20 protein-coding genes are annotated in these 26,089 nt (G+C 43.4%); 15 read left to right on the top strand and 5 right to left on the bottom strand.

Annotated features, from left to right (window positions below; all coding sequences use genetic code 11):
* Positions 1–428 precede the first annotated feature (428 nt).
* Complete coding sequence (locus SNE25_RS20390) at positions 429–794, top strand: toll/interleukin-1 receptor domain-containing protein (RefSeq protein WP_321560847.1); 366 nt, start codon at positions 429–431, stop codon at positions 792–794.
* Positions 795–1,059: 265 nt separating this feature from the next.
* Here the strand turns inward: SNE25_RS20390 and SNE25_RS20385 are convergent, their stop codons facing one another.
* Complete coding sequence (locus SNE25_RS20385; RefSeq protein ID WP_321560846.1) at positions 1,060–1,857, bottom strand: Fic family protein; 798 nt, start codon at positions 1,855–1,857, stop codon at positions 1,060–1,062.
* Between the two features lie 418 nt (positions 1,858–2,275).
* On the opposite strand from SNE25_RS20385, the gene SNE25_RS20380 reads away from it, so the two are divergent.
* From SNE25_RS20380 to SNE25_RS20325, 12 genes are all read left to right on the top strand, one after another.
* Positions 2,276–4,084, top strand: coding sequence for a class I mannose-6-phosphate isomerase (locus SNE25_RS20380; RefSeq protein ID WP_321560845.1), 1,809 nt, complete (start codon positions 2,276–2,278; stop codon positions 4,082–4,084).
* A 5-nt stretch (positions 4,085–4,089) separates the two neighbouring features.
* On the top strand, positions 4,090–5,505 hold the full coding sequence (locus SNE25_RS20375) for a sugar porter family MFS transporter (protein ID WP_321560844.1): 1,416 nt from the start codon (positions 4,090–4,092) through the stop codon (positions 5,503–5,505).
* 67 nt (positions 5,506–5,572) lie between these two features.
* Positions 5,573–8,728: a SusC/RagA family TonB-linked outer membrane protein gene (locus tag SNE25_RS20370; protein WP_321560843.1), complete on the top strand. Its 3,156-nt coding sequence runs from the start codon at positions 5,573–5,575 to the stop codon at positions 8,726–8,728.
* 26 nt (positions 8,729–8,754) lie between these two features.
* Positions 8,755–10,386, top strand: coding sequence for a RagB/SusD family nutrient uptake outer membrane protein (locus SNE25_RS20365; RefSeq protein WP_321560842.1), 1,632 nt, complete (start codon positions 8,755–8,757; stop codon positions 10,384–10,386).
* 20 nt (positions 10,387–10,406) lie between these two features.
* On the top strand, positions 10,407–11,525 hold the full coding sequence (locus SNE25_RS20360) for a SusE domain-containing protein (RefSeq protein WP_321560841.1): 1,119 nt from the start codon (positions 10,407–10,409) through the stop codon (positions 11,523–11,525).
* Positions 11,526–11,591: 66 nt separating this feature from the next.
* Positions 11,592–12,803: a glycoside hydrolase family 76 protein gene (locus tag SNE25_RS20355; RefSeq protein ID WP_321560840.1), complete on the top strand. Its 1,212-nt coding sequence runs from the start codon at positions 11,592–11,594 to the stop codon at positions 12,801–12,803.
* A gap of 42 nt (positions 12,804–12,845) precedes the next feature.
* Positions 12,846–15,212 carry a GH92 family glycosyl hydrolase gene (locus tag SNE25_RS20350; RefSeq protein ID WP_321560839.1) on the top strand — a complete coding sequence of 789 codons (2,367 nt, stop codon included), beginning with the start codon at positions 12,846–12,848 and terminating at the stop codon, positions 15,210–15,212.
* Positions 15,213–15,294: 82 nt separating this feature from the next.
* A complete protein-coding gene (locus SNE25_RS20345; protein WP_321560838.1) occupies positions 15,295–16,530 on the top strand; it encodes a glycoside hydrolase family 76 protein in 1,236 nt (411 codons plus the stop codon).
* Positions 16,531–16,546: 16 nt separating this feature from the next.
* A complete protein-coding gene (locus SNE25_RS20340) occupies positions 16,547–17,737 on the top strand; it encodes a glycoside hydrolase family 76 protein (protein WP_321560837.1) in 1,191 nt (396 codons plus the stop codon).
* A 1,041-nt stretch (positions 17,738–18,778) separates the two neighbouring features.
* Positions 18,779–19,327 (top strand): hypothetical protein, encoded by a 549-nt coding sequence (locus tag SNE25_RS20335; RefSeq protein ID WP_321560836.1) that lies wholly within the window; start codon positions 18,779–18,781, stop codon positions 19,325–19,327.
* A gap of 11 nt (positions 19,328–19,338) precedes the next feature.
* Positions 19,339–20,022, top strand: a complete 684-nt coding sequence (locus SNE25_RS20330; protein WP_321560835.1) for a hypothetical protein — start codon at positions 19,339–19,341, stop codon at positions 20,020–20,022.
* A complete protein-coding gene (locus tag SNE25_RS20325) occupies positions 20,003–21,046 on the top strand; it encodes a sensor histidine kinase (protein ID WP_321560834.1) in 1,044 nt (347 codons plus the stop codon). Before SNE25_RS20330 ends, SNE25_RS20325 begins: the two co-directional genes overlap by 20 nt.
* A 97-nt stretch (positions 21,047–21,143) precedes the next feature.
* Here SNE25_RS20325 and SNE25_RS20320 read toward each other — a convergent pair whose 3' ends face one another.
* The 3 genes from SNE25_RS20320 to SNE25_RS20310 form a co-directional block, all read right to left on the bottom strand.
* Positions 21,144–23,411 carry a GH92 family glycosyl hydrolase gene (locus SNE25_RS20320; protein WP_321560833.1) on the bottom strand — a complete coding sequence of 756 codons (2,268 nt, stop codon included), beginning with the start codon at positions 23,409–23,411 and terminating at the stop codon, positions 21,144–21,146.
* Between the two features lie 129 nt (positions 23,412–23,540).
* On the bottom strand, positions 23,541–23,708 hold the full coding sequence (locus tag SNE25_RS20315) for a hypothetical protein (RefSeq protein ID WP_321560832.1): 168 nt from the start codon (positions 23,706–23,708) through the stop codon (positions 23,541–23,543).
* 47 nt (positions 23,709–23,755) lie between these two features.
* Positions 23,756–23,965 (bottom strand): hypothetical protein, encoded by a 210-nt coding sequence (locus SNE25_RS20310; RefSeq protein WP_321560831.1) that lies wholly within the window; start codon positions 23,963–23,965, stop codon positions 23,756–23,758.
* 134 nt (positions 23,966–24,099) lie between these two features.
* Between SNE25_RS20310 and SNE25_RS31940 the strand changes: the two genes are divergently transcribed.
* Both SNE25_RS31940 and SNE25_RS20305 read left to right on the top strand, forming a co-directional pair.
* A complete protein-coding gene (locus tag SNE25_RS31940) occupies positions 24,100–24,264 on the top strand; it encodes a transposase (RefSeq protein WP_407667052.1) in 165 nt (54 codons plus the stop codon).
* Between the two features lie 4 nt (positions 24,265–24,268).
* Positions 24,269–24,553: a hypothetical protein gene (locus SNE25_RS20305; RefSeq protein ID WP_321560830.1), complete on the top strand. Its 285-nt coding sequence runs from the start codon at positions 24,269–24,271 to the stop codon at positions 24,551–24,553.
* Positions 24,554–24,671: 118 nt separating this feature from the next.
* Here the strand turns inward: SNE25_RS20305 and xrtY are convergent, their stop codons facing one another.
* Positions 24,672–26,084: an exosortase Y gene (gene xrtY / locus SNE25_RS20300; RefSeq protein ID WP_321560829.1), complete on the bottom strand. Its 1,413-nt coding sequence runs from the start codon at positions 26,082–26,084 to the stop codon at positions 24,672–24,674.
* Between the last annotated feature and the right edge of the window lie 5 nt (positions 26,085–26,089).

Below are 26,089 nucleotides of genomic sequence, written 5' to 3'. Positions count from 1 at the left end.
TTTATTTCGATCATCATTTACCTGTACTTGTCCCATCAACTTATACAAAATCTTTACCGGCGATTACAACCTTTTCTGATGGACAGGTCACTTCTTGAATTTCGGTGGCTGCGCCGCTTACTGACGGCTACGGCTTTGTTATGGACGCTGTGGATAGCTTATGTCGCCGTTGATTATTTGGGCTATAGCTTTCAACTGGCAAAGGGGACCTTTTTTATCTGGCCGGAGAGGGTCATTTTGGTGTGTTTTATCCAATTAATGGTATGAGGCATTAAAACAATACCTTTACAATTTTACCGGCCAAGGTTGAAAAAGCAATTTTCCCTAAAAAAACTGAGGCTTGTGGTAAGATAGCGGAAACCACCCTTTATTCATTGAGTCTTGATACCTTCTGACCTTTCGTCACCTTCGTATAAAAAATAAATTTTATGGCCAAAGCTTTCATATCCTATAGTCATGCTGACGAAAAGATTAAAGAAAAATTACATACCCATCTTGCAATTTTAAGACGTGAAGGTAAAATCGATGCCTGGCAGGATCAAGAGATATTGGTGGGGGCGAATCTTAATCAAACTATTTCATTTGCGCTATCGTCTTCTGAATTATTTATTGCTATTGTAAGCCCGGATTATCTCAATTCTAATTACTGTTACGAAAAGGAATTTCAACAAGCATTGGAACTCCAGACAGCTGGAAAGATAATTGTAGTTCCAATTATAGCTGAACATTGTGATTGGTTAAATTCACCGTTTCGGGAAATCAAAGCAGTACCTAACGACGGGGAAACCAATTAGCGACTGGACGAACGATAACGCCGCTTACTTAAATATCACAAGCGAATTGCGACGATTGCTGGATGCGCCAAAAGCGCATATGAAAGTCGCTACAAAGAGTGAAATAGCAACATATTGCGCCAAAACCGTAGATTATAAAAACCCGGGTTCGAAACCGAGGATTTGGTCAAGGCCATAGGGACTCGTACAAATCCTTAGGTCCTGAGCAACAAATATAGTATCTTATTGAAAACACGGTTTTAGCGTGATATAAATTTTTATATTATTAAAAAAGGAAATTAAAGCCTCTTCCTTTTGATGGCTTTTTCATCTCCTCAAACTTTTCAATTTCTTGGTTAAGTAAAAACGAATACTTGCCAGCCATGAACTCACGAAATATTTCAATGTTTTCGTGTTGGCGAGTATCAATTAATGCCTGAATATAAGCTGCTTTATTTTCACTTTGTACGATTGCCAAAGGAAGATTATAATAGGCTTGAATATAATTCATTAACAATCGGGATGTCCTGCCATTACCATCATAATATGGATGTATACTTACAAGGCTAAAGTGCGCATCAAAAGAAAGATTTAATTGCTCAGCTATAGATAAAGGAGAATTAATAGCCTCATTAAGTTTTTTTATTAAATCTCTAGTCAAACGCTCTACGTTGTCAAAATTTGGGAAATATGAAACACCTGCAGTGACATTGCCTTTTCTAAATGCTCCGGTTCGGGAATCCACAGTACCTAACATAGTATTATATACTTTACCCGTATTTTTCATAACTAAAGCATTGATTTCTTGCAATAGATAAACGTTTAATGCTTTTTTTGCTTTTGCGCTTTCGATCGTAAAAAGTAAAGCGGCATGATGATCTGTAACCATCAAGCTCTCTTTCAATGGTTTGCCATTGGGAGTGCGTCCCTCATTTATCAAAACCTGTGTTTCCACCTCGGTTAACGTCGACCCCTCAATTCTTGTGGAATGATGGTCAATAGCAATCAAGTTAAACCGATCGTGGTCGATCACTTCGCTTATTCGAAGGTCATTATACTTTTTTATCAGGTTAGCTATTTCCATTACTTTGTAACGCGAAAATAGTTATAAATTATTGTTCGCCAATGTGTCTCTTTTTAGGCCCAGATGTTCGTTAGTAATAGACGATTTTGTTTGATTGTAAAATACAATTAAGTAACCTGCAGATAATACCGACTCTTTATTTCATACGGCTCAGTTATTTACAATGATAGTGATTTTCATTAATAAGTTGAATTGTATGTACATAAAAAAATATAAAATCAGTCATAATTAGCTTAATGTGTACTTTTAACACTAACAATTTTATTTTTTCAAGTAACTTGCTTATATCAAATTTGTTCATATGTTTGTACATTATAATCTAAAGCAAACTATATATTTCCCCATTTCTGAAACATTCACATGGCTATGTTAGTCGATTTTAGGTGGGATTAATATGTACATACATTACTATAAATAAATGAATATTGATATCAAAAATGACAAGCGAGCAGCAAAAGTGGAAACGGAACTGCGAAAAACAGCTCAATTTTTAATGCCGGCACAACTAAATGGTGACTTTAATACCAAAGGCGGTTACAATATTTACCCTGCCTGCGCTATAGGCCGGGGTAAAATATTCAATGGTTTTAATTCTCTTGCCCAATACATTATCGACCAAAAAGCTGTTGTGATCGATGGTTATGCCGGCGTTTTTTGGGATAAGATACAAGAAGGGCTGCAGGCATGCTTTGCAGAAGCAGGCTTAAGTGTTAACTGGATCAAAACTGCGGATCTATTAAAGCCTGCTCAGGAAGTTGAAAAACTTATTGAGCCATTTTTAGGGGAATACGAATCTGTTTGGGGTACAAAAACCACTTTAACGTTAAATGATCTCTATGATACGGATATCACGAGGCAGAATGCAGACGATACCAGAGACATCAATATTATTATAGGTACCGGCGCTGCATTAGCAGACTGGGATGTGCCAGTTATTTATATCGACCTGCCAAAGAACGAGTTGCAGTTCAGGATGCGCGCGGGCAGCATTACCAACCTGGGTGTCGCAAACGCCAACGAGCCGTTCCAGATGTACAAGCGTTTTTATTTTGTGGATTGGGTAATGCTGAATAACCACAAAAAAAACATACTCGAGCGTATTGCTGTGGTGGCTGACGGCCAATGGCCCGGCACCATCAACTGGATGCGTAAGGCCGACCTGGACGAAGGGTTAAAAAAGATCAGCCAATCAGTTGTTCGGGTCCGCCCGTGGTTTGAGCCCGGTGCATGGGGTGGGCAGTGGATGAAGGACAACATCAACAATTTAAATAAAGACGTGGTGAACCTCGCGTGGTCGTTTGAACTGATAGTGCCCGAGAATGGTTTGGTATTTGAAAGCGACGGCAACCTGCTGGAGGTATCGTTCGATACCCTGATGTTTAGCAACAATCAACAAATACTGGGTAAGCATGCCGACCGTTTTGGCGATGAGTTCCCTATCCGTTTCGACTTTTTGGATACGTTTGATGGCGGTAACCTCTCTATTCAATGCCACCCTACGGTAAAGTACATACAGGAAACCTTTGGCGAAAAAATCACACAGGATGAAACCTATTACATCTTAGATTGCCAGGACAACGCCCGTGTTTATTTGGGTTTCCAGGATAGCATCAACCCCGAAGAATTTAGGAATGTGCTGGAAGAGAGCCAGGAAACAGGTAATGAGATGGAGATTGAAAAGTACGTGCAGTCGCACCCGGCCCAAAAGCATGATCTGTTCCTGATCCCGAACAGTACGGTACATAGCGCCGGCGCGGGCAACATGGTATTAGAGATAAGTGCCACACCATACATTTTTACCTTTAAAATGTACGATTGGGTACGTCTTGATCTGGAAGGCAACCCACGACCTATCAATATAGACCACGCCTTTAACAACCTTGATTTTTCTCGCAAAGGCGAACAGGTTTACCGCGAATTAGTCTCAAAGCCGGAGGTTATTGAGAAGGGCGCAGGCTACCAGCTTGTACACGTGCCAACACATGCCGAGCATTTTTACGATGTACACCGCATTGAATTTGATAGCCAGGTAACGTTAGATACCAACAACGTATGCCACGTGATGATGCTGGTAGAAGGTAAAGCGGTGCTGCTTGAAACCGCCGATGGCTCCAAACATGAATTTGCCTACGCAGAAACATTTGTAGTGCCTGCTGCGGCTGGTTCATACATATTAACCAACCTGGGCGAAGGCGGTGCAAAAGTGATTAAAGCATTTTTAAAATAACTGAAATGATAGATACAATAAATCCTGTCTCCTTAAAAAAGAGTAGTGCTTACCTGTACCTGGTGTGCGTTGTGGCAGCACTTGGCGGGTTTTTATTTGGGTTTGATACGGCGGTTATTTCCGGTACGGTTAGTTTGGTAAAGAACGATTTTAGCTTGAGCGCGGTTAGCGAAGGCTGGTTCGTAAGCTGCGCCCTGCTTGGCTGCATTATTGGGGTAAGTTTTTCAGGTAAACTGAGCGACAAGTATGGCCGTAAGATAGTATTGATATTAGCAGCCATATTATTTGTGGTATCGGCGCTGGGTTGTATGCTGTCGGGTTCTTTTACGGTACTTATAATTTTTAGACTGATTGGTGGATTGGGTATCGGTGTGGCCTCTATGGTATCGCCTTTATATATCTCAGAGTTCTCACCGTCCCGCTACCGCGGGATGATGGTATCGCTTTATCAGCTGGCTTTAACTATTGGTATTGTACTCGCCTACTTCTCAAACGCTTACTTAGCTAACCACGCGGGCGATGCGCACCGTGCCGGCAGTATGCAAACCATATTTTCTGCCGAGGTGTGGCGGGCCATGCTCGGGCTGGGCGCTTTACCCGCCGCTATTTTCCTGGTATCGTTATTTATGGTGCCCGAGTCGCCAAGATGGCTGCTGCTTAAAGGACGGGAGCAAAACGCAAAAGCCGTACTCATTAAAATTGACGGAGAAGAAGCTGCCGCAAAGGAAATTGAGGCCTTTAGAGCACAGGACGATAACGACGATACCTCGCTTACGGAACTTTTTAAACCAGTTTACCGCAAAGCGTTATGGATAGGGCTGTTATTGCCATTCCTATCGCAGGCGTGCGGTATAAATGCAGTAATTTATTACGGTCCGCGCATACTGGAACAGGCCGGGTTTACGCTGAACAATGCGCTTGGCGGTCAGGTAACCATTGGGCTGGTTAATGTGGTTTTTACTTTTGTGGCCATTTTTACCATTGATAAATGGGGGCGCAAGCCTTTGCTTTTTGCAGGTGTAGGCGGCGCGGTGGTTTCGCTGCTCGTCATTGGCGCATTATTCGCGATGGGCATTACATCAGGCCCGTGGATATTGATCTTCATCCTGGCATTTATTTCCTGTTTCGCCTTTTCTTTCGGCCCGGTTTGCTGGGTGGTAGTGGGAGAGATCTTCCCCAACGCCATCCGAGGCAAGGCCATGGCATTGTCAACATTATCCTTATGGGTAGGCAACTTTTTGGTTGGCCAGCTAACCCCTGTTATGCTGGAGGGTCTGGGCTCGTCATGGACGTTTTGGCTGTTCGCCATCTGCTGTTCACCCGCACTTTGGATAACCTGGAAACTGCTCCCCGAGACCAAGGGTCGTTCGCTCGAAAATATTGAGCATTACTGGAAGGAAACCTACAAAGGCAAGGCATAAAGAGAAGATGCTGAACCATAGATAATAATAACCTAAAAACAAAGTACAACCAATAAAACCCATCGTTATGAGATTAAAACTATTACACAAATTAAAAAAACTAAAGCGGCTTTTTAATAAGTCGCTTGTAGTGGGGCTACTTGGCATTGCTGCGCTGCCTTGCGGTATAGCCCATGCAAACACATCAGCTGTAAAACATCCCTACAAAAAAAATGCTTTTGATATAACCGTAACCGGCAGGGTATTGGATGATACCAATCAGCCATTACCAGGGGTAAACGTTAGCATTTCAGGTACAGCCGTAAGTACGGTAACAGATGTTGGCGGCCGGTACAAGCTTACCGTGCCTGATGCCTACGCAGGCAGAAACCTTACCTTCTCGTTCATCGGTTTTGTAAAACAGGAAGTTGCCATCGCCGGAAAAAGCGAAATAAATATTAGTCTGAAGCCCGAAAACACCAGCCTCAACGAAGTGATCGTCGTGGGTTACGGAACCCAAAAGAAAATTAACCTTACCGGCGCTGTGGGTACCATCAGTTCAAAAAGTATCGAAAACAAGCCGGTATTAAATACCTATCAAGCACTGCAGGGCGAATCGCCAAACTTAATTATACAGCAAAGCACCTTAGATCCAGGCAGCGATGTTACCGTAAATATCCGCGGTGTAGGTACCCTGGGCGATAACACGCCGCTGGTAGTTATTGATGGTATAATTGGCGGTAGTTTAAACACCCTTAACCCCAATGATATCGAAAGCGTATCCATTTTAAAAGATGCCGGTTCGGCAGCTATTTATGGTTCGCGTGCTGCCAATGGGGTTATTTTGGTAACCACCAAAGCGGGTAAATTCAATTCAAAGCAAACTGTTTCTTACACCGGTAATTTTGGCTTACAAGATGCAAATGTACTGGTACATAAAGTAGATGCCTGGGACAATGCCTATTACAAGAACCAGTCGCTGGTAAACTCGGGTTTACCACCGGCTTACACGCCAGACCAGATCGCCGCTTTAAAAGAGCAGGGTAACGGTACCTGGGATATAGAGCACCTGTTAAAGAAAGCGCCCCAGCAATCGCACAACGTAAACATCACCGGTGGTGGCGAGAACAACTCGTACTATATATCTGCCGGTTATCAGAACCAGGGAAGCAACCTGATAGGTAACGGAGGTGAAGGTGCCGATTTTGGTTATCAAAAGTATAATCTGCGGTTAAACCAAACATCAATAATAGGCAAATTAAGGACAAACATCATCCTGAATTACACCAAAACGCGTAATAAAACAAACAGCGTTGGCGATAATAACATTTTTGCTGATGCCAACCGCGTACCGCATAACTACAACTGGCAGGATGCTGACGGCAATTATTTAACCAACCCCATAGCTTCACAATACAACGAGTATGGTGTATTAGAAAAAGGTGGTTACAACCAGGCAGATAATGATGAAATATTTGCTGCCTTTAACGGCCAGTTAAGCATTACCAAAGATCTGAAACTAACCGGTGAATTTGGCGGTACTATTCAAAATAACGGCACCTTTTTTAGACGTACACAGGTTGATTATTTACCTGCGGGGGTTTATGGTAACGACCTTACCGTTTTAGATGGCAACAGCAAATCGTTATTGTTAAACACAAAAGTTTACGCCGAGTACAGCAAAAAGATCTCGGATCATTATTTTAAAATACAGGCAGGCGTATCAAGTGAAAACACCAGCCAGCGTGGTTTTCAGTTACAGAAAACACTAACAGATCCATACCTGGGCACGCCTACCACGGGTACTATCGTGGACACCCAAAATTCAAATAACAGTATCGCGGTAAACGCCTACAGTTTGCTTTCGGTAATCGGCAGGCTAAATTACGCTTACAAGGATAAATATCTTTTTGAAGCCTTGTTCCGTGACGATGCTTCATCAAGGTTCGCGGCGGGTAACAGGGCAAGTTTCTTCCCATCGGCAAGCGCGGGCTGGATCGTATCGAAGGAATCGTTTATGCAAAATATCCAAAAAACGCTGAGCTTGCTTAAAGTAAGAGCGTCGTATGGTATTGTTGGTAACCAAAATGTGGGTAACTATCAATACCAAACCACTTATTTTAATTACGCCAATGCCTACGGTTTTGGTAATAACATAGTTGGCGGCGCTGGTACTTTTATATCAAACCACGACCTTACCTGGGAGAAATCAGCAAAACTGAATATCGGTTTAGACGCCGGTTTATTCGAGGATAAGCTAACCGCAACGTTTGATTATTTCAGGTCTACGACCAGCGATATCCTGGCACCAAGGGCTGACGTACCTTATATATTCGGCGCGGCATCTCCCGATTTTAACGTTGCCAAGGTTAGGAATAGCGGCTGGGAAACATCTTTAACCTATAACCTTAGGGGTAAAAATGTTACGCAAAGTTTCAGTGTAAACGTAGCTGATAACCAAAATAAATTGTTAAAGTTAACCGGCTCTGCAACCGAAAACATTTACAACCAGGATGTATTTCAATTGATCAGGAAAGTTGGTGCTCCGATAACCCAATATTACGGTTACGAAACCAATGGTTTTTTCCAAAATCAGCAGGATATAGATAACTCGCCTAAAATAGCCGGCAACAGTGTACAACCGGGTGACCTGAAGTTTAAAGACCGGAATAAAGATGGTATCATCGACGAAAAAGATAAAACCATTTTAGGCAATCCGTTCCCGCGTTATACATTTGGTTTTACCTACCGCATAGCCTACAAAGGTTTCGACCTTTCGTTATTCATCCAGGGTGTGGGCAAACGCGATGCATTCCTGAGGGGAGAGCTTGTTGAGCCATTCCACTACGGTTACGGAGCAACGGTGTATGAGCACCAAACGGATATCTGGTCGCCAACCAACCCTGATGCAAGGTACCCGATATTGGCCAACATAGGCTCGGCATCAAACACAAACAACTGGCGCACCGGGTCTGACCTTTATAAGTACAATGCTGCTTACGCAAGGTTAAAGAATGTTAACATCGGCTACAATTTTGGCACGGGCGTTACCCAAAAACTCGGCATCCAAAGGTTAAGGGTGTCCCTCATAGGGCAAAACCTGGCAACATTAAGTAAGCTGAAATTCATCGATCCGGAAACATCTGAGTTTGGTAACAACCTTAACCCAGGATCCGCTTCGAACAGCGCAAGGCAATATCCGCTGCCAATATTTTACGGTGCCGGATTGGACATAACATTCTAAACAGATCATATTTAAAATATATAAAAATGAAATTTTTAAAAAAGCTTTTGATCGTATCTGTTGCGGTTGTAGCGGTATCAGGATGTAAAAAACTTGATATTGCACCAACAGATAGGTTCTCTGACCTTACCTTTTGGAAGGTTGACGCGAACGTGTACAACGCCTTATACAACAACTATAGCTTAATATATAACAGCAGTTTATATTTTGATGCCGAGGCTATATCTGATAACGCTTATTCATCATCAGGCGACCTTAATATCATTGCCAGCGGTAATGCCACATCACAAACCGCTAAGTTTGCAGGCGACTGGAACGCTTATTATTCCGCGATAAAATCATGCAATATTTTCCTGAAAAATATCAATTTGAATACCACCCTACCGGCGGCTATAAAAACCAGGCTGGTAGCCGAGACCCGTTTTATCCGCGCTTTTGAGCATTTTAACCTTGCCAAATGGTATGGCGATGTTCCGATTGTTGATCATGATGCAACACCGGAAGAGGCGCAAACAATTTCGCGCTCGCCAAAGGCGGCGGTGGTAAAATTTGTACTTGATGAACTGAACGCTGTGGTTAACGACCTGCCATCAAAAGATGCTTTACCTGCAACTGAAAACGGCCGTATTACCAAGGGCGCGGCGTTAGCCTTACAGGCAAGGGTATTATTGTACCAGGGCGACCGTATGGCTGATGTAGTAGTCATTTGCGAAAAACTAATGAACAACCAGACCACTTATGGTACTTATGCTTTAGCCCCCAGCTACAGCGCATTGTTTAGCGACCCAACGGTAAATAAAACCAGCAACGAGGTGATCCTGTCGGTACAATATGTGCCAACTACCCGCACCTGGCAAAACTTCTGGGATTTTGCACCGCGTACAGTTGGTGGCCGCGTAAGCAGCATGTCGCCAACGCAGGAGCTTGTGGATGATTATATTATGCTGAATGGTAAAGATATCAAAGAAACAGGCTCTGGCTATGCAGAAAACAACCCTTATGTTAACCGTGACCCGCGTTTAACCGCTACCGTTGTTTATGACAAATATGTATGGGTAAACCCTAATAACTCTACAAAAACTATTTATATAAAACCGGGAACCGACCCTGTACAGCCGGGTTTGGATGAGTATAGTGCGGGTTCGCAGGCGGCTTCGCCAACTGCTTATTACTGGCGTAAATATTTCGATCCAAGCGCATTAGCGAATTTTGTATCGGGAAATAACTTACACTTGTTTAGGTATGCCGAGATCTTGCTTGATTATGCCGAAGCTAAACAAAGTCTTGGCCAGATGGACGCTACCGTATGGAACAAAACCATTGGTGCATTACGTGCAAGAGCTGGTTTTACAGACGCAGGCGCATTAAACTATCCGGTTTCTGCCGATATGACTAACATCATCAGGCGTGAAAGAAGGGTTGAACTTGCTATGGAAGGCTTGCGGACAGATGATATCCGCAGGTGGAAAACAGCCGGAACCGTGATGAATGGTTACGCGCATGGTGCCAAATTCTCATCAGACCAGGGCACAGATAATGGATACATCCGGGCACAGTTACGCAAGTTTAACGCTCAACGCGATTACCTGTGGGCTATACCTGCACACGATGTTGATTTGAACAAAAATCTTGGACAAAATCCAGGGTATGCCAAATAGACCTTAAAAAATTAGACGAGATGAAAAAATTGATCAGGCTGAGCAGTGTAATACTGCTCGCCATTATCGCAATTAGCGCCTGTAAAAAGGAAGGCAGGCCCTTAAACCTGAGCTTAACCCCGGTTGGTACCTTAGCTTCGCCGGCTGATAACGTTGATGTGAAGTTAGATCCTACCAGCAATGGATCGGTATTATTTAAATGGGAATCCGCCGCCGCTACAGATGGTACGCTGGTGTTGTACGAAGTTGCCTTTGATAAAGCCGGCGGCGATTTTAGCAAGCCGGTTTACAAAATAGTATCAGACGGCGCAGGCGTACAAACACAGCTTACCCTTACGCATAAGGATCTGAACAAAATTGCCAATACGGCGGGTATAGCCTCGTCAACTACAGGCAAATTAATATGGACGGTTATTACCTCAAAAGGTACGAACGCTAAAGCGGCTACGGTTTCAAGAACGATCCAGTTAGAAAGGCCTGCCGGTTTTGCCGAAAACCCTGCCGAGCTTTACCTTACCGGGTCGGCAACTGAAGGCGGCACCGACCGTGCCAAAGCGGTGAAGCTTAAAAGGGTGGATGACGGCGTGTTTGAAACATATACTTCACTAAAGGCCGGCGACTATATCCTTATTGATAAAGCAGGCGATGGCGGCAAACAGTACTATGTGGAGAGTGGCATCATCAAAGAAGGCAGCAACCCGGTCACGGTTAGCGGCGCGCAAAAGACTTTCCGCTTAAATTTTGATTTTACCTCGGCTACCGCAAAATCTGTCGAGATCCAATCTATCGGGTTATTTATGTCGGCTTACAACACCGAGATTGGTACACTTAATTATACGGCCAATGGTGTATTTGAGGCACCGAATGTGGCTGTTGAGTTCTACCAGTTCTCGTGGGGGCGTGATGAGCGTTATAAGTTTATCTTACATACTGCCGCAGGCCTGGAGTATATGGGTAGCAGCGCTCAAAACAACGATCCGCCTGCGGGCAAACCGGCTGCTTATTTTTACTTATTGCCGGTAACCAACGATCAGTGGAACAATACATACAAGTTTGATCCGTCGGCCGATAAAAAACACGTTAAGGTTGATGTCATGTTCACCCAGGACGCGTTAACACATAAAGTAACGGTGTTATAAGCCATTACGCATTTGCGCACCTGCAGTTTATACTGCAGGTGCTTTATAAATTCTATCATCATTACAATGAGAAAAGTAATATTCGGGTTGATGGCTGTCGCGGTAATAACGGCAGTGTCGTGTGGTAAGAATAAAGAGGTGACACCGGGCGGCAGTGGCACAAAGCCATCCGTAGACCCTCCGGAAACCGCCACATCCTACCTGGACCTGTCAAAGGAAACGCGTAGCTTTATAAGCAATAACCTGCTTACCTCAAAGTTTAGCTACCGCGCCAACACTACAACGCATGCAACCAATTGCTTTGAATGGTATAACGCCAGTCAAATCTATGCAGATGCCGCATTGGTAGCCGCCGGCGACGAAACAGCACTGCCGTACATGAACAAAACCTTCGCCTTTATGGAAAGCTTTTGGGATAAGACTGATCTGCGTGGCGGTTACTTTGCCTCGGTAAACCTGGATGGTACAGGTGCCGGAGGTGATAAATTTGTGGATGATAACGGCCTAACTGGTATGGTTTATCTGGAAGCTTACAACGTTGCCACAGGTGCTGATAAACAGGTTTATCTGGATAAGGCCAAAGCATGCGCCGATTGGCTGATAAATAGTGGCCTTTGGGATAATACGTATGGCGGTGGCTTTTGGTGGAATACCGCGAAGCCAAACAAGCCATCACAATCAAACGGGGTTGCTATGCAGCTTTTTTCCAAGTTATATACCTTAACCGGTAATACCGAATACCGGAACTGGGCCACAAAAGTGAACAACTGGCTGCGTACCAATATGTTCGACTCATCAACCGGTCTGTACATCTGGATGGTTGACGGTGCTGGTACGGGCACCAAACACATCGAAAAATTTACTTATGATAATGCTATTATGATAGAGGCAGATATCCTGTATGGCAAGGCTATGAACGATGCCAGCTATTTAACAAAAGCGCAGGCAATAGGTAATGCCATGAACACCGTTTTATGGAATGCATCATACAAAGGCTATATATTTAATACCGACCCAACCCAAACACGTGTAAATCCTGCCTGGTGCGGATGGGGTACACAGGGTATGATCAGGCTATATGAGCAGGACAAGGATGCCAAGTGGCTTACATATGCCAAAAATAATATTGATGCCTTAAACAAAGTGGCCAGGAACAAGGATACACACGCCTATTATTATTTTGCGGGGTTTACAGGCAACGACCGTGCGCCCGAAATTGAAGGGGTTGACCAGGCATGGATGCAACGGATCCAGGCAATGATGCACAAATACGAATAGGAAAGAATAAAATGCGGCTTGCCCGCAACTAAACATATCCACATGAAAGTAAAGTTAAACTCAGGTATTGCTTTGATGGCTTTAATGCTCGCCGGGTGCAGCATTAAACGCGAAGGCGTTTCAAAATACGTCGATCCAAATATTGGTACGGCACATAGCCGCTGGTTTTTTTATACGCCTGCTGCGGTGCCTTATGGTATGGCTAAACTGGCACCCTCTACAAACGGGCATTATGGCAACGCATCGGGGTGGGAAGCCGTGGGATACGACACCCGCCAAAACTCGATAGAAGGTTTTGTGCATTTTCATGAATGGCAGGTAGGTGGCATAAGTTATATGCCAACCACCGGCGAACTAAGGACAACTCCCGGCGACCTTGACGGCACGGTAAGCGGCTACCGTTCAAAATTCGACCGGAAAAACCAGGTTGCAGTACCCGGATATTATAAGGTGCTGCTCGATAATTATGGCATCACTGCCGAACTTACCGCTACCAGGCGTGTAGGTTTTCAACGGTATATCTTTCCTAAGAACGATCAATCGCACATTATTCTTGATATTGGTAACAAGCAGGGTGAAAGCGGCGAAACTACCGATGCCAGCATAAAAATGCTGGATGGAACACATTTTGAAGGTTATGTGATTACATACCCCCAATATGTTAGGATCTACGACCCGGAAGGTAAAGTAGCGATGTTCTTTTATGGCGAGATCAGCAAAAAGCCTGAAACCGTAACCGCGTTTAACGGTAATAAAACACAGGATAACACCACAACCGCTATAGGTAAAGGCGCCGGATTGGTATTAAATTACAAAACCGCCGCTAACGAAACCATCGAGGTTAAAACCGGCTTGTCGTACACTTCTATCGCCAATGCGAAAGAAAATTTCACAGTCGAAGCTACCGGACTGTCGTTTGAGCAGGCTAAAAAGAAGGCACAACAAACATGGGAAGAACAATTAGGCAAAATCACGGTTGAAGGTGCCGATGTGCAAAGCAAAACCAAGTTTTATACGGGCCTGTTCCACGCCTTACTGGGCAGGGGCATTGCCAGCGATGTTAACGGTGCATACCCCAAACATGGCGGTCTAACCGGGCAGCTACCTGCGCAAACAGATAAAAACCTGAAAGCCGAATTTATAAACAGCGATGCTATCTGGGGTGGTTTCTGGAACATTACCCAGTTATGGTCATTATCTTACCCGGAATGGTATGGCAGCTTTGTAAACACGCAGCTGCAGCTTTATAAAGATAAAGGTTGGTTTGGCGATGGTATCGCTAACAGCGAATACGTATCGGGCGTGGGTACCAACTTTGTTGGCCTCGCCGTAGCGGGGGCTTATAATTCAGGCATCCGTAATTACGATGTAAACTTGGCTTACGAGGCGGTTAAAGCAAACGAGCTGAATTATAACAACCGTGCTGTTGGATCGGGTAAAATGGATACGAAAGCATTTTTAGAGCATGGTTTTGTACCGTTTTTGGACCAAACCGGCCGCGACTTTGTTACCGATTCTACCGGCTCAAATTTCTCGGGTTCGCATACTTTGGAGTATAGCTACAGTGCCTTCGCGTCGGCTCAAATGGCCAAAGCCATGGGCAAAACGGAAGATTATGATAAATTCATCAAATATTCTAACGGGTGGAGACAGATCTTTAACCCGCAAAATAAACTGATGCAGCCAAAAAGGGCAAATGGTAGTTTTATAGAAAAATTTGACCCTTACCAGCCATGGAGGGGTTTCCAGGAAGGTAACGCGGTGCAATACACTTTCTATGTGCCGCAAAACCCGGCCGGGCTTATTGAGGCCATTGGGAAGGATAATTTTAACAAACGTTTAGACAGCATTTTTACCGTGTCAGAAAAACTTGGTTTTGGCGGCGGTAAAACCATAGATGCATTTGCAGGCATCAACTCTATTTACAACCACGGCAATCAGCCCAACCTGCATATCAGCTGGTTGTTCAATTTCTCGGGCAAACCGTGGCTAACCCAGAAATGGACAAGGCTTATCGGTCAGGAGTTTTATGGTACCGAACCCATCCACGGTTATGGCTACGGGCAGGACGAAGACCAGGGGCAGTTAGGCTCATGGTATGTAATGAACGCCCTGGGCTTGTTTGATGTAAAGGGATTAACAGACCTCCGCCCGATAATTGAACTGGGCAGTCCGCTGTTTGACAAGGCAACTATCACGCTGGGTAACAGGCAAACGCTTACCATCGAAACAAAGAACAATTCGGAAGATAACGTGTACGTGCAATCGGCTGCGTTTAACGGCAAATCATTAGACAATTGCTGGCTATACCGCGATGAGTTGATGAAGGGCGGCAAATTAACATTGATCATGGGCAGTCAGCCGAATACCAACTGGGGCACAAAAACACCGCCGCCATCGGCACAGTAAAATAGCCGGCGCGACAGAGGAACAGGATTAGATAAAGGGGAGTTATATAATGATTTCTATTAACCTATATAAACAATCTATTATGAAAACTAATCAATTCACAAAGCTATTGGCAGCATGTATCATGCTGGGCGTCAGCTTTGCCGCCTGCAAAAAAGACCAGGCCCCATCCTTTGTAAAACCGCCTGTTGATGAAACAGTCACAGGGGGAAATAAGTTAAAAACGCAGGGTACCAGCTCGGCTTATTACATTAAAGCCGGCGAAACGCACAATTTTGTGTATGGTAATTTATTAACCACTTACAACAGTTACAGGGTTAATACAACCACCCAAACCACCACCGCTTATGAGTGGTATAACATCAGCCAGATATATGCCGATGCTGCTATGGTAAAGTTGGGCGCTACAGCATATGCCCCATACATGAATAATACTTTTGCCTGGATGAATAACATGTGGGATGGCGCAAACCCTAACGGTGGTTACTACGCCTCAGCCAACGTGAATGGTACCGGGGCATCGGGTGATAAGTATGCGGATGATAATGCTCTTTCGGGAGTGGCGTACCTTGATGCTTATGATGTTACCACCGGGACAACCCAAACCAATTATCTTAATTCCGCTAAGGCATGTGCAAACTGGCTGATGAATAGCGGTCAGTGGGACAATACCTACGGCGGTGGTTTTTGGTGGAACACAGTTAAAGAAAGTAAGCCGACGCAAACCAATGGTTTGGCACTACAATTATTCCTGAGGCTATACCAGATCACCGGTCAAACCTATTACAGGGATTGGGCCATATCTATAAAAAACTGGTTGCTAACTAATATGCTGGATACAAGCACCGGGCTGTATATCTGGAAAATTGATGGCGCAGGCAGCGGAACCAAACACACCGAAAAGTTTACCTATGATAACGCGATAATGGTAGAAGCCTTTTTATTATATGGGCAAATCATGGCAGATAATACCTACATAACCAAAGCGCAAAACCTGGGCAGTAGCATGAACACCACCTTATGGAACAGCACTTACCATGTTTACATATTTAACACCACCGATGGCAGGATAAACCCGGCCTGGTGCGTTTGGGGGTCGCAGGCTATGATAAAACTTTACCAAAGGGATGGCAATACAGCATGGCTTGATTACGCCCAGCAAAATATTGATTATATGAACTCCAAACTGCGTAATACCACCAATCTTGGGTATTACCATTTCTGCAATTTTGATGGCAGTAGCGTAGAGACCAGGCAGGAAGGCGTTGACCAGGCATGGATGCAGCGTAGCCAGGCAATGCTATCTGATTATAGATAAGTAAAAAAAAGAACTGATGAAATTTATAAATAACTATTTACGATTTATTGTTTCTGCCGGGGCTCTGGTTGTATGTTTTCAATCATTATCAGCGCAGCAAAAAGCACTCACTGCCGTATACCAGCAACGTGCCGAAAGCATGTATGCCAATATCTGGAAACGCTACCGTGTACCGTCACAAAAAGGGTTGTTCTCTGAAAACTATCCATCCAACAAAAAGGATACGCTTAACTATTTCCAGGGGAGTGGTGTTAAAGAGAAAGAGGTGAGTTTTTTATGGCCGTTCTCGGGTGTGTTTTCGGCTACCAATGCGCTGCTGAAAATATCATCGGTAAAAGCTAAATACAAACCTTACCAGGATAGTTTGGTAACGGGGGTAGAGCAATACCATGATACGGTCCGTAAACCTGCAGGCTACCAAGCCTACCCTGTAGAATTTGAAAAAACAGATCGTTACTACGACGATAACGGGCTGGTGGGTATCGATTATATGGAATCGTACTTCAATACTAAAAACCCGTTGTACCTACAACGCGCCAAGGCCGTTTTCGACTTTATTTTAAGCGGATGGAACGATGACGTTGGCGGCGGCGTAACATGGCTGGAGGGCCATAAAGATCAAAAACCCGCCTGTACCAATGGCATGGCCACGCTTACGGCGCTGAAAATTTACCAGGGCAGCGAAGATAAATATTACCTGGAGCAAGGTAAAAAGTTTTATACATGGATGTACAAAACCCTGCGCGACCCGGCCAACGGCATTATTGCCAACGATGTAAAGCTTGATGGTAAACAGAACCTTACTTTTTACACGTATAACACCGGGTCGTTACTGGAAGCGGCTGTAATGCTCTATCAGTTCACCGGCGAAAAGCAATATCTTGAACAGGCTAAACGGCTTGCAGCGGATAGCTATAAATATTATACGAGTGTGCCGCATAATAAGAATTTAACCATGTATATAGACCTGCCATGGTTTGTAACAGTGCTGTTTCGTGGGTATGAGGCCCTTTATAAGGTAGATGGTAATTATCAGTATATAGCTGCCATTGAAAATGACCTGAACTATGCCTGGCAAAACTCCCGCGACCAGTACGGCCTGATCACAAATAACTGGACGCCAAACCCCGATGTGTTAAAGAAACCCAAATGGCTCCTAGATGAAGCGTGTATAGCGGAACTGTACGCCCGCCTGAGCATCCTGTAAAAGGAAAAAAAATAGCAGTTAATTCGTAAATTGGTTTTATATATGCGCCGCTGGTAGTGAGAAACGGCGGCGCTTTTTTGATAATACCGCTAATTGGTTATACAGCGCACACCTGAGAAGTCGCCCTGCATCTCACATAGGCAAATCTCTTACTATCGATCAGGAACATGGCGCAGCGATCATCGCAAAAGATGCAGCAGCAGATATTTTTGCCGCCGATGCACCTCAACAAGTTCAGGAATATATAGCGGCTAATATTAAACCAGAACCGCTGGAACCTCTTGCTACACCGGTTCACCTGACAGAAAAGAATTTCTGCAATATTAAAAAAGTCTACATCCATGCGGTTAATGACCATGCGATCAGCTACCCTGCGCAACAGTATATGGTAAAAGTAGGTAAAGTGGCTAAAGTGTGTACCTGCAAAGCAGCCATACCCCTTTTATTTCCATGCCGGATAAACTGGCTGCGATCCTAATTGCCGAGCGTAAATAACAGTCGATCAATATCAAACAATAAAATTTCAAATCATATTGTATTGTTTCAAAAGCATTGAATGTGCCTATTACATTGACCGTTGTTTACGCTTAATAACCTTATGCTGCCTAAAACTCATCGGATCATGCCCGGTGAGTTTTTGTTTTCGGCAGAAGTCGAATCAAACCGATAATGAGACCATTGCTGCAGGTGCCCATTCCCATGAGATGCTATTTACACCTGCTTTATTATTGGTTATGAGTTTTTTACATGCGCCAGTTGAACAGAAGTTCACAAAAGGATAGCAGTTTTTTTACATATATTCATAACTGTTTGAATTACAATAGAAAGTATTTATATTTAGTAAAATATACAGCTTTCAGCAGAGTCGTTCGCTTTTGAAACCTTAGGTGCTAAAGTATTTCAAGTTAAACAAGCTCTGTTTATTATCGATTTTGATACCAAAAAACCATAGATCATGGCCGACAATAGGTTATACAAGTCGATCATGGTACTGCCATCAAGAATAAACTAATTTTAATACTTACTTAAACAAACTGCAAAATGAAAAAGAAATGGATGCCGGTTTTCGGCTGTGCCTTTTCGACTCTGTTACTGCTGTCAATCGATTGTAGGGGTCAAATCGCCAAAACATTGTATTTGTCCAAAGAGGAGACGAAAAATTTGTTAACCTCAACCTCCGGGGCCGAACATAAAATTATCTTTCAGTTTTATCTCAATTCTTCAAATGAGTTAACATTATATGCATGGCCTAAAAAGCGAGCTAACGATGAAAATAACAATGCTGATTTAAAAGAGCTTCATATTGGTAAAGACAAAGAGATAAAGTTAAATGGCCAGAATGTTCTTTTGGGCAATCTTAATCTTGCTAAAAAACGTATTGATACAATCTTGAACGACTTAAATAATACCACAAAAAATTATAAGTATATCATATTTGACCCGGTAATGAAAACAATTGGATCGTCACCTATAAATCATCTTCACTATACTATTTACGGAATCACTGGCGATATTACATCATTAGCATCGCTCACCAAAACCCGTATAACAGATACCCGAAATCCATCCCCTCCGCGGAAGGTAAATTAATGATGAGTAAGATGATCAGGCTATTCTTTGATTGGTCTGAGGTATGGGCATTATTCATACCTCTTTTTGTCTGGGTATTTCATAAAAAACAACCGTCATTTTTAAATTCCGTGGTGGTCTATTTATGGCTCGCACTTGCGCTTAACCTGTTTGGAGATATCATTGGTGATTTCAGAACACCGTTTCACTTTCCTCTATACCTTCAAAGTAATAATCCGGTTTACAATATCCATTCGGTTGTTCGGTTTGTTTGTTTTAGCTGCTTTTTTCTTTCCATTCAACGGCATCAATTTAAAAAACTAAAAAATATCATCATTGGCACGTTTATTTTGTTCCTGATAATCGACTTCGTGTTTTTTGAGCATTTTTTCCTGCCCGATCATTTAAGTGGTAATTTATTTTCGGCAGAAGCTTACCTTTTATTGATCTTTTGTATGCTTTATTATTTAACCGTGCTGAATGCTGAGGAAGAAACAGCATTTAAAAGCCCGGATTTCTGGGTCGTAACCGGGTTGAGCATATACGTAGTGGTTAATTTCTTTGTGTTTTTATTCTATGTTCCTATGATCACGCAAAACCCGGACCTAGCCAACAATATCTGGGATATTCATAATGTTTCCTATATCATTCTATGTCTTTTTATAACAAGAGGTTTTTACGTAATTTCTGAAAAATATGCAGTTGTCGGAAATTGATATAGAATACAGGGTCTTATTTGGCATATCCGGTATGGTGCTGCTGTTTACCAGCTTCCTGATCGTTTTTATTATCAGCCAGCGGAAAAAACTTCAGTATCACCGGGAGCTCCATGATTTGCAGGAAGAACAAAAGCAAAGCCTTATGGAGCAAAATTTATTATTGGAAAAGCATGTTGAAGAAAGAACTAAAGAATTACTTTTTCAGAAAAATGAATTACAGCAGTCGCTTCACGAGCTTAAATTAACGCAGCTGCAATTGATAGAAAAAGAGAAAATGGCCTCGCTTGGCGAGATGTCAGCAGGAATTGCGCATGAAATACAGAACCCGCTGAATTTTGTAAATAATTTCTCGGAAGTAAACATGGAGTTGATCCACGAGCTGAAACAAGGGCTAAAGGAGGGGAACCTGGAAGATGTGGAAGGCCTTGCAGATGACCTTCAGCAAAATTTGGAAATGATTAACGGCCACGGCAAACGTGCTGATGGTATTGTGAAGGCCATGTTAGAACATTCCAAAACTGCCACCGGGCAAAAAGAACCAACAGACCTCAACAAGCTGGCCAATGATACCTTGCAAATAAGCTACAAAAGCTTTTGTTCAAAAGACGCTGGTTTCAGCACATCTATCAATACTTTTTTTGATGATGGGATTGGTAAAATACCCGTTATTCCGCAATCGATCAGTAAAGTGTTCTTAAACTTGTTTAACAACGCTTTTTATGCGGTTAATGAGAAAAAAAACAATCTGGGCGCGAACTATTCTCCTTTGATCGCTGTGACCACAAAAAAAAATGGCAGTAATATTCAAATTACCGTAAGTGATAACGGAACCGGTATTTCGCCGGTGATCATCAAAAAGATATTTCATCCCTTTTTCACAACCAAGCCAACTGGCCAGGGAACAGGATTGGGGTTATCTTTAAGTTATGATATTATAAAGGCCCACGGCGGAGAGATCAATGTAGAATCTGCAGTGGGAGGCCTTACTTCATTTACAATTTATTTGCCTGAACGCGTTTAGTCTGTTTTGTCGTCATTTTTAATCCGCGGGCCAAGTCTGGAAATTCCGGAAGTCGGGGATCCAACCTATCATTAATAGTCGATTTTATCCGCCTGGTTTATGGCATCGGTGCTGCCGATGGAGGCGGAGCGCTTGTTCCCCAGGTTTTATTGGCAACCGGTCCCATGACCAGTTCCAGCGTCCCGCCGTTAGCGATGTCGCTATGGCTAAACCATGGTTTGTCCCATGGCTTTCCATTTAATCTGGCTGATTGAATGTACTTGTTATTGAATGAGGCATTCGGCGCTTTTATTTCAAAAAACCTGCCATTACCTAAATTTATTTTAACATATGGAAAGCACGGACTGCCGATGTTGTAGGTAGGAGATCCCGGCGTAACCGGGTAAAAGCCCATTTGACTAAATACTACGAAAGCGGTCATGCCACCGCCATCTTCATCACCGGGAACACCCATCAGGTCATTCCGGTACCATTCGTCCAGCAAAGAACGAATTCGTTTTTGAGTACGCCAGGGTGCTCCCGCATAGTTGTATAAATACGGAATATGGAAGCTTGGCTCATTGGCCATAGAAAACATCCCTACGTTACCCGTATGATCGGGCAAAATATTATAGAAACTCCATCTTGACATAGGATAGGGCTCGTTAAACATATCCTCTAACGCATCAACAAATTTTTGATTTCCGCCCACCAGCGAAACCAGGTCGCCTATATTGTGCTGCACGTCCCAACGATAAATATAGCCGTTGTTTTCGTCATAGTACTCGCGGGCCCCGGGGCCTCCTGAAGTACGGTAATCCAGCGGTTCAATGAAATTGCCGTCTTTATCCTTCGGATGAAAAAAACCTGTTTGGGGATTAAATACATGGCGATAATTGTAAGAAGCCCGAAGGTAATGATCCGCATCTTTTGTTTTCCCCAGGCCGAGTGCGATTTGCGAAAGGCACCATTCATCAAAAGAAGTTCCGAGCGTGACCGCGATCGGCTGACGTTTCTCCCAGCTATTCACGTTGGCGACAGTTTCTTTTTCACCGGGCTTCAGGGCGGGGAAGTACCCGTTCTTTTTATAAAAGTCATCTAACTCGCCTGCCGGCACCGCATGTGACCAGGGCAACAACGATTTATCTTCAATGGCACCTTTACAAACTTCATAAGCTTTCGCCAGGTCAAATCCCCTCAGGCCTTTGTTCCAGGCATCTGCCATGATCGCGACGCCATGGTTGCAATTCATGCCCCGGTCATCGCCGTCAACTCCCGGAAAGGTAGGCATCCAGTTTTCCCCGGTTTGTTGTGCCATGAGCAGGTAGGAACGTAAAATGTCATTTTCCGTAGCTTTATTGATCAAAATACGCAATGGGTGGGCGGCACGATAGGTGTCCCAGAGCCAGTCATCCGTAAAAAAGGGGTGTCCTTCATCATGATGCACTTTTCCGTCTGACGCGCTGAAATATTGGCCATCTTCGCTGATACATACAGGTCGTTCGCAGGTACGGTAAAGCGACGTATAAAATACGGAAGTTTCTTTATCAGAAGCACCTGACACCGCTATCTTTCCCAAAGCCTTGTTCCAAATGTCGCGACCCGTTAATGCTATGGCATTTACATCATAATTTTTAATTTCCCGCTCCATGTTTTTCCTGGCCTGATCTACGCTTATGAAAGACACCCCATAACGGATGCCTATTTTTTTCGTTCCGTTAGGATACAGCAGTGCAATAGAAGCTGTGGGCTCGGCGTTCCAGCTCACTCCGCTACTCCCGGGTACACCTGCTTTGGCCGGAGCAACGTCTGTTACCGCATAAATATAAACAGCTGTTTTTTTGTCCAGGTCCTGATGACCGCTGATTACCTTGCCGCTTGCTTTTATTTGCCCGCGTTTGCAATTAAACACGAGATAGGGCGCACCTTTTTTATCAAACGATATTTGATAAACAGCACTCTGATGAGAAGGAGCAAAATCAACACTGACGTTTAATTCGTCCAGATATACCTGATAACGGTAGGGAGTAACTTTTTCCTGATCATAACTTAAATTTAATTTTGATGATATGCCGCTTTCATCGCCCAGGTAAGGGTAGAAGTTAAAGCTGGATCTGGAACGGTGATGGGTAACTATTAAAGGTAAGCCGCCCAGCTGGTCGCTCGTATAGTCATTACGTACCGGGAAAACACGCATCATGCTGTTGGGCAAGTGCGTGGTTGGATAGGTGGGCACCAGCATATGACTGATGTTACCGATATAAGGATTCACGTAATCCACTGGCTCTTTGGCAGCAGTTTTTCGGAGCTGTGGTACCGCAACTGCCGTTATTGTAAAAGTTCCTATGAGACAAATAAGGGCTGATAACGATTTGGCTTTGATCATAAGTAGCTATTTAGGATAAATAATCATGCTAAAGTTAACAGTGTTTAACGAATCCCGATGGACCGGCAGTCAAATTATAGTGATACATTTGATTAAATATAGTTATAAGCCACTGAATGCCGTTTTTGATCACCTGACTTTGGGATCTTTACAATTGTGCCCTTCATAAAAAGCAGGTTTAACCACTTCCTGACCCCATATTTTGTTACCGGCCCGTTTAGGGCTAGCTATAAAGTATTCATTCCGCTTTTTTAAAGTAAAGGTCAATGGCATTTTGGCAATTACTGATCGTTTCATAGTCACTGTTGTGCAATACGGTTTTGGCCAGGCCGCTGAAGACAGATTCAATCACATTTAAAAATTGAGAAGATATAGGTAGAGGCGCCAGGACAACCAAACGGGGTTTGATGCAGGTCCCTGTACGGAGGTTCATTTACCGCTTTAATATAAGCATGCGGGCTTCTCGATGAGTGCCAGCTTGCAGCATCCCGGGAAAGATAGATCTTACCGGCTGCCTGGTATTGAACCATTAACATATTGATGAGTTTGATCATCCGGTTCTCCCTCCCTGGTGGTTAATTCTAACGCGGCACGGATAACATTGATCCTTGTCTTAGGAATCTTGTTATGTTGCATATCGGTCCGTTGAGTAAGAACATTTTCAATAGAAACAAGTTAGTCAACATCTATTCCAGGGGTGGGCACTATTTGCGCCAGTCATATTATACTTTCTAGAAATGAATTTCTGGATATTACCAACCCTAAGAAATTTGCCTGTTATGCCGGGGTGGCACCCTTTAAACATGAATCGGGCAGCTCTATGGGGAGAGAAGGTTTCGCATATCTCGAATAAAAAGATGAAGAAACTATTGCACATTTTCGCGTTGATCGCCATCAGGTGGGACGAAGAAATCAATGCATATTATAAACGGAAGATAGAGCTTGACGGGAAACCTAAAATGGCTGTCATTAATGCTGTGCGTAACAAATTGATATTACGAATTTTTGCCTGTATGAAGCAGGACCGCCGTTATCTGAAATCTTATGAACGGTCGGTACAAGTGGAAAATGGTCAGGTAAAACACGGTGATGAAGTAATAGAAAGAGCAACAGAGGCGAATTGGCACATGGATCAGGAATGACCTAACCGGTGGATAAATCCTGCTGCGGTCCGCAAAATTAAAGAGTAAGGGACTTAAAAAAGACCCTAAGTTCAAAACTAATTTATGGGTCTAAGCTTACCTTTTAATGCGCGGATTATTAAGTCTGCTTAGATACTGTTGACTTGTGGTTGTGTTTGATCCAGAAGTAAAGGCTGATCATGAGAAGGATATACAGGATGATATTGAACAGCGTGTGATGATCAATTACCTTATTTGCCTTCCTGTTCCAGAATAAAGCCAGTAAAACCAGCCTTGTTACGTTTAATAGCTGTATCCCCAAAATAGCCGGAATTAAGAACATAAGTTTTTGCCTTAGCTTTTTGGGATAAGCAAATACAAAAGCTGTTACAAAGCTCATAATCGCCAGACCCAGACAATCATAAGCTAAACGAATAGCGCCTTTACCCGCCACCAACAAGTCGATATGATTGTGGATAACATCAAAACCAAGCCAGCTAATAATGAGGGCGCTGCACGATAGTAAAAGGGAACGCAAACCTTCAATATAATTCAGATGTGTGGCTAAAAAACTACTGTAGTGGTTACCCGGACTTGTAACGCCGAGAAACAAGATGTTGAAGTAGTACAATACAAGGAACAGCATTACAAACTTCAATGCGAATTTGAACGGCGAGATCTGATTGGTTGAGGCTTGTTTTTGTTTGTTTTTAAGAAGTTCGTCAATTTTTATATCAACCACAAGCCGGAACCAGAAGCCCTGTAAAAAGTGAAATATTACACTGGTACGTCCTTCAAATATTCCCAATTGAAATATCATACGATAAGAAAAGTATAACGCTGGCCTTACATATCGTGGCAGTTGCCACCACAATTGCTTAAGCCATGCTGTACGCTCATCGGGCGAGCCAAATAGGTTGGGTTTGAGCGTTTGACGCCTTATATTTTGCATACGCTCCACTTCTTCCTGGGCCACCAAATCGCTGTAGCGGTTATGTTTATTTATCCAAAAAGCGATATCGTTTTCTTTTAGGTTTTCTTCTAAGATATGGCCCTGTTTCCAGATGATGGTTGTGCCGGGCACGATAAACCTGTGATCCATATGCTCGTTCAGGTCGGAATACCCGATGCCATATCTGAACATTTTGAGCATATAGAAAGGGTAATACCCTCCATACCTGACCCAGCGGCCCTTGAAAAAGTTTTTCCGGTTAAAATATATGCCATTTACCTGTTGGTGATCCTCATCTTTAAACTTGATCAGCAGTTCTTTTAACTCAGGTGTAACTACCTGATCAGCATCAAGGCAAATAACCCACGGCGTTACAACCCTGAAGTTTTTTAACGCAAAATCCCACTGTTGCGGATGATTGACGAAAGGGTGCCGGAGAATGGTTGCCCCGGCCTGCCCTGCAATCTCCATAGTCTTATCATTACTACCCGAATCCAGAATAAATATGGGTGCGTTTAAGCCATCAATGGAATGGAGCAGGCGGGGTAAATGCTGCTCTTCGTTATACGTAATGATGATGAAAGAATAGGAGGGAGCCATGATGA

It is taken from the genome of Mucilaginibacter sabulilitoris (genome assembly GCF_034262375.1).
GTDB classification, from domain to species: domain Bacteria; phylum Bacteroidota; class Bacteroidia; order Sphingobacteriales; family Sphingobacteriaceae; genus Mucilaginibacter; species Mucilaginibacter sabulilitoris.
The sequence above is the reverse complement of the archived record's forward strand: the minus strand, read 5'-3'. Positions and strand labels throughout refer to the sequence as shown.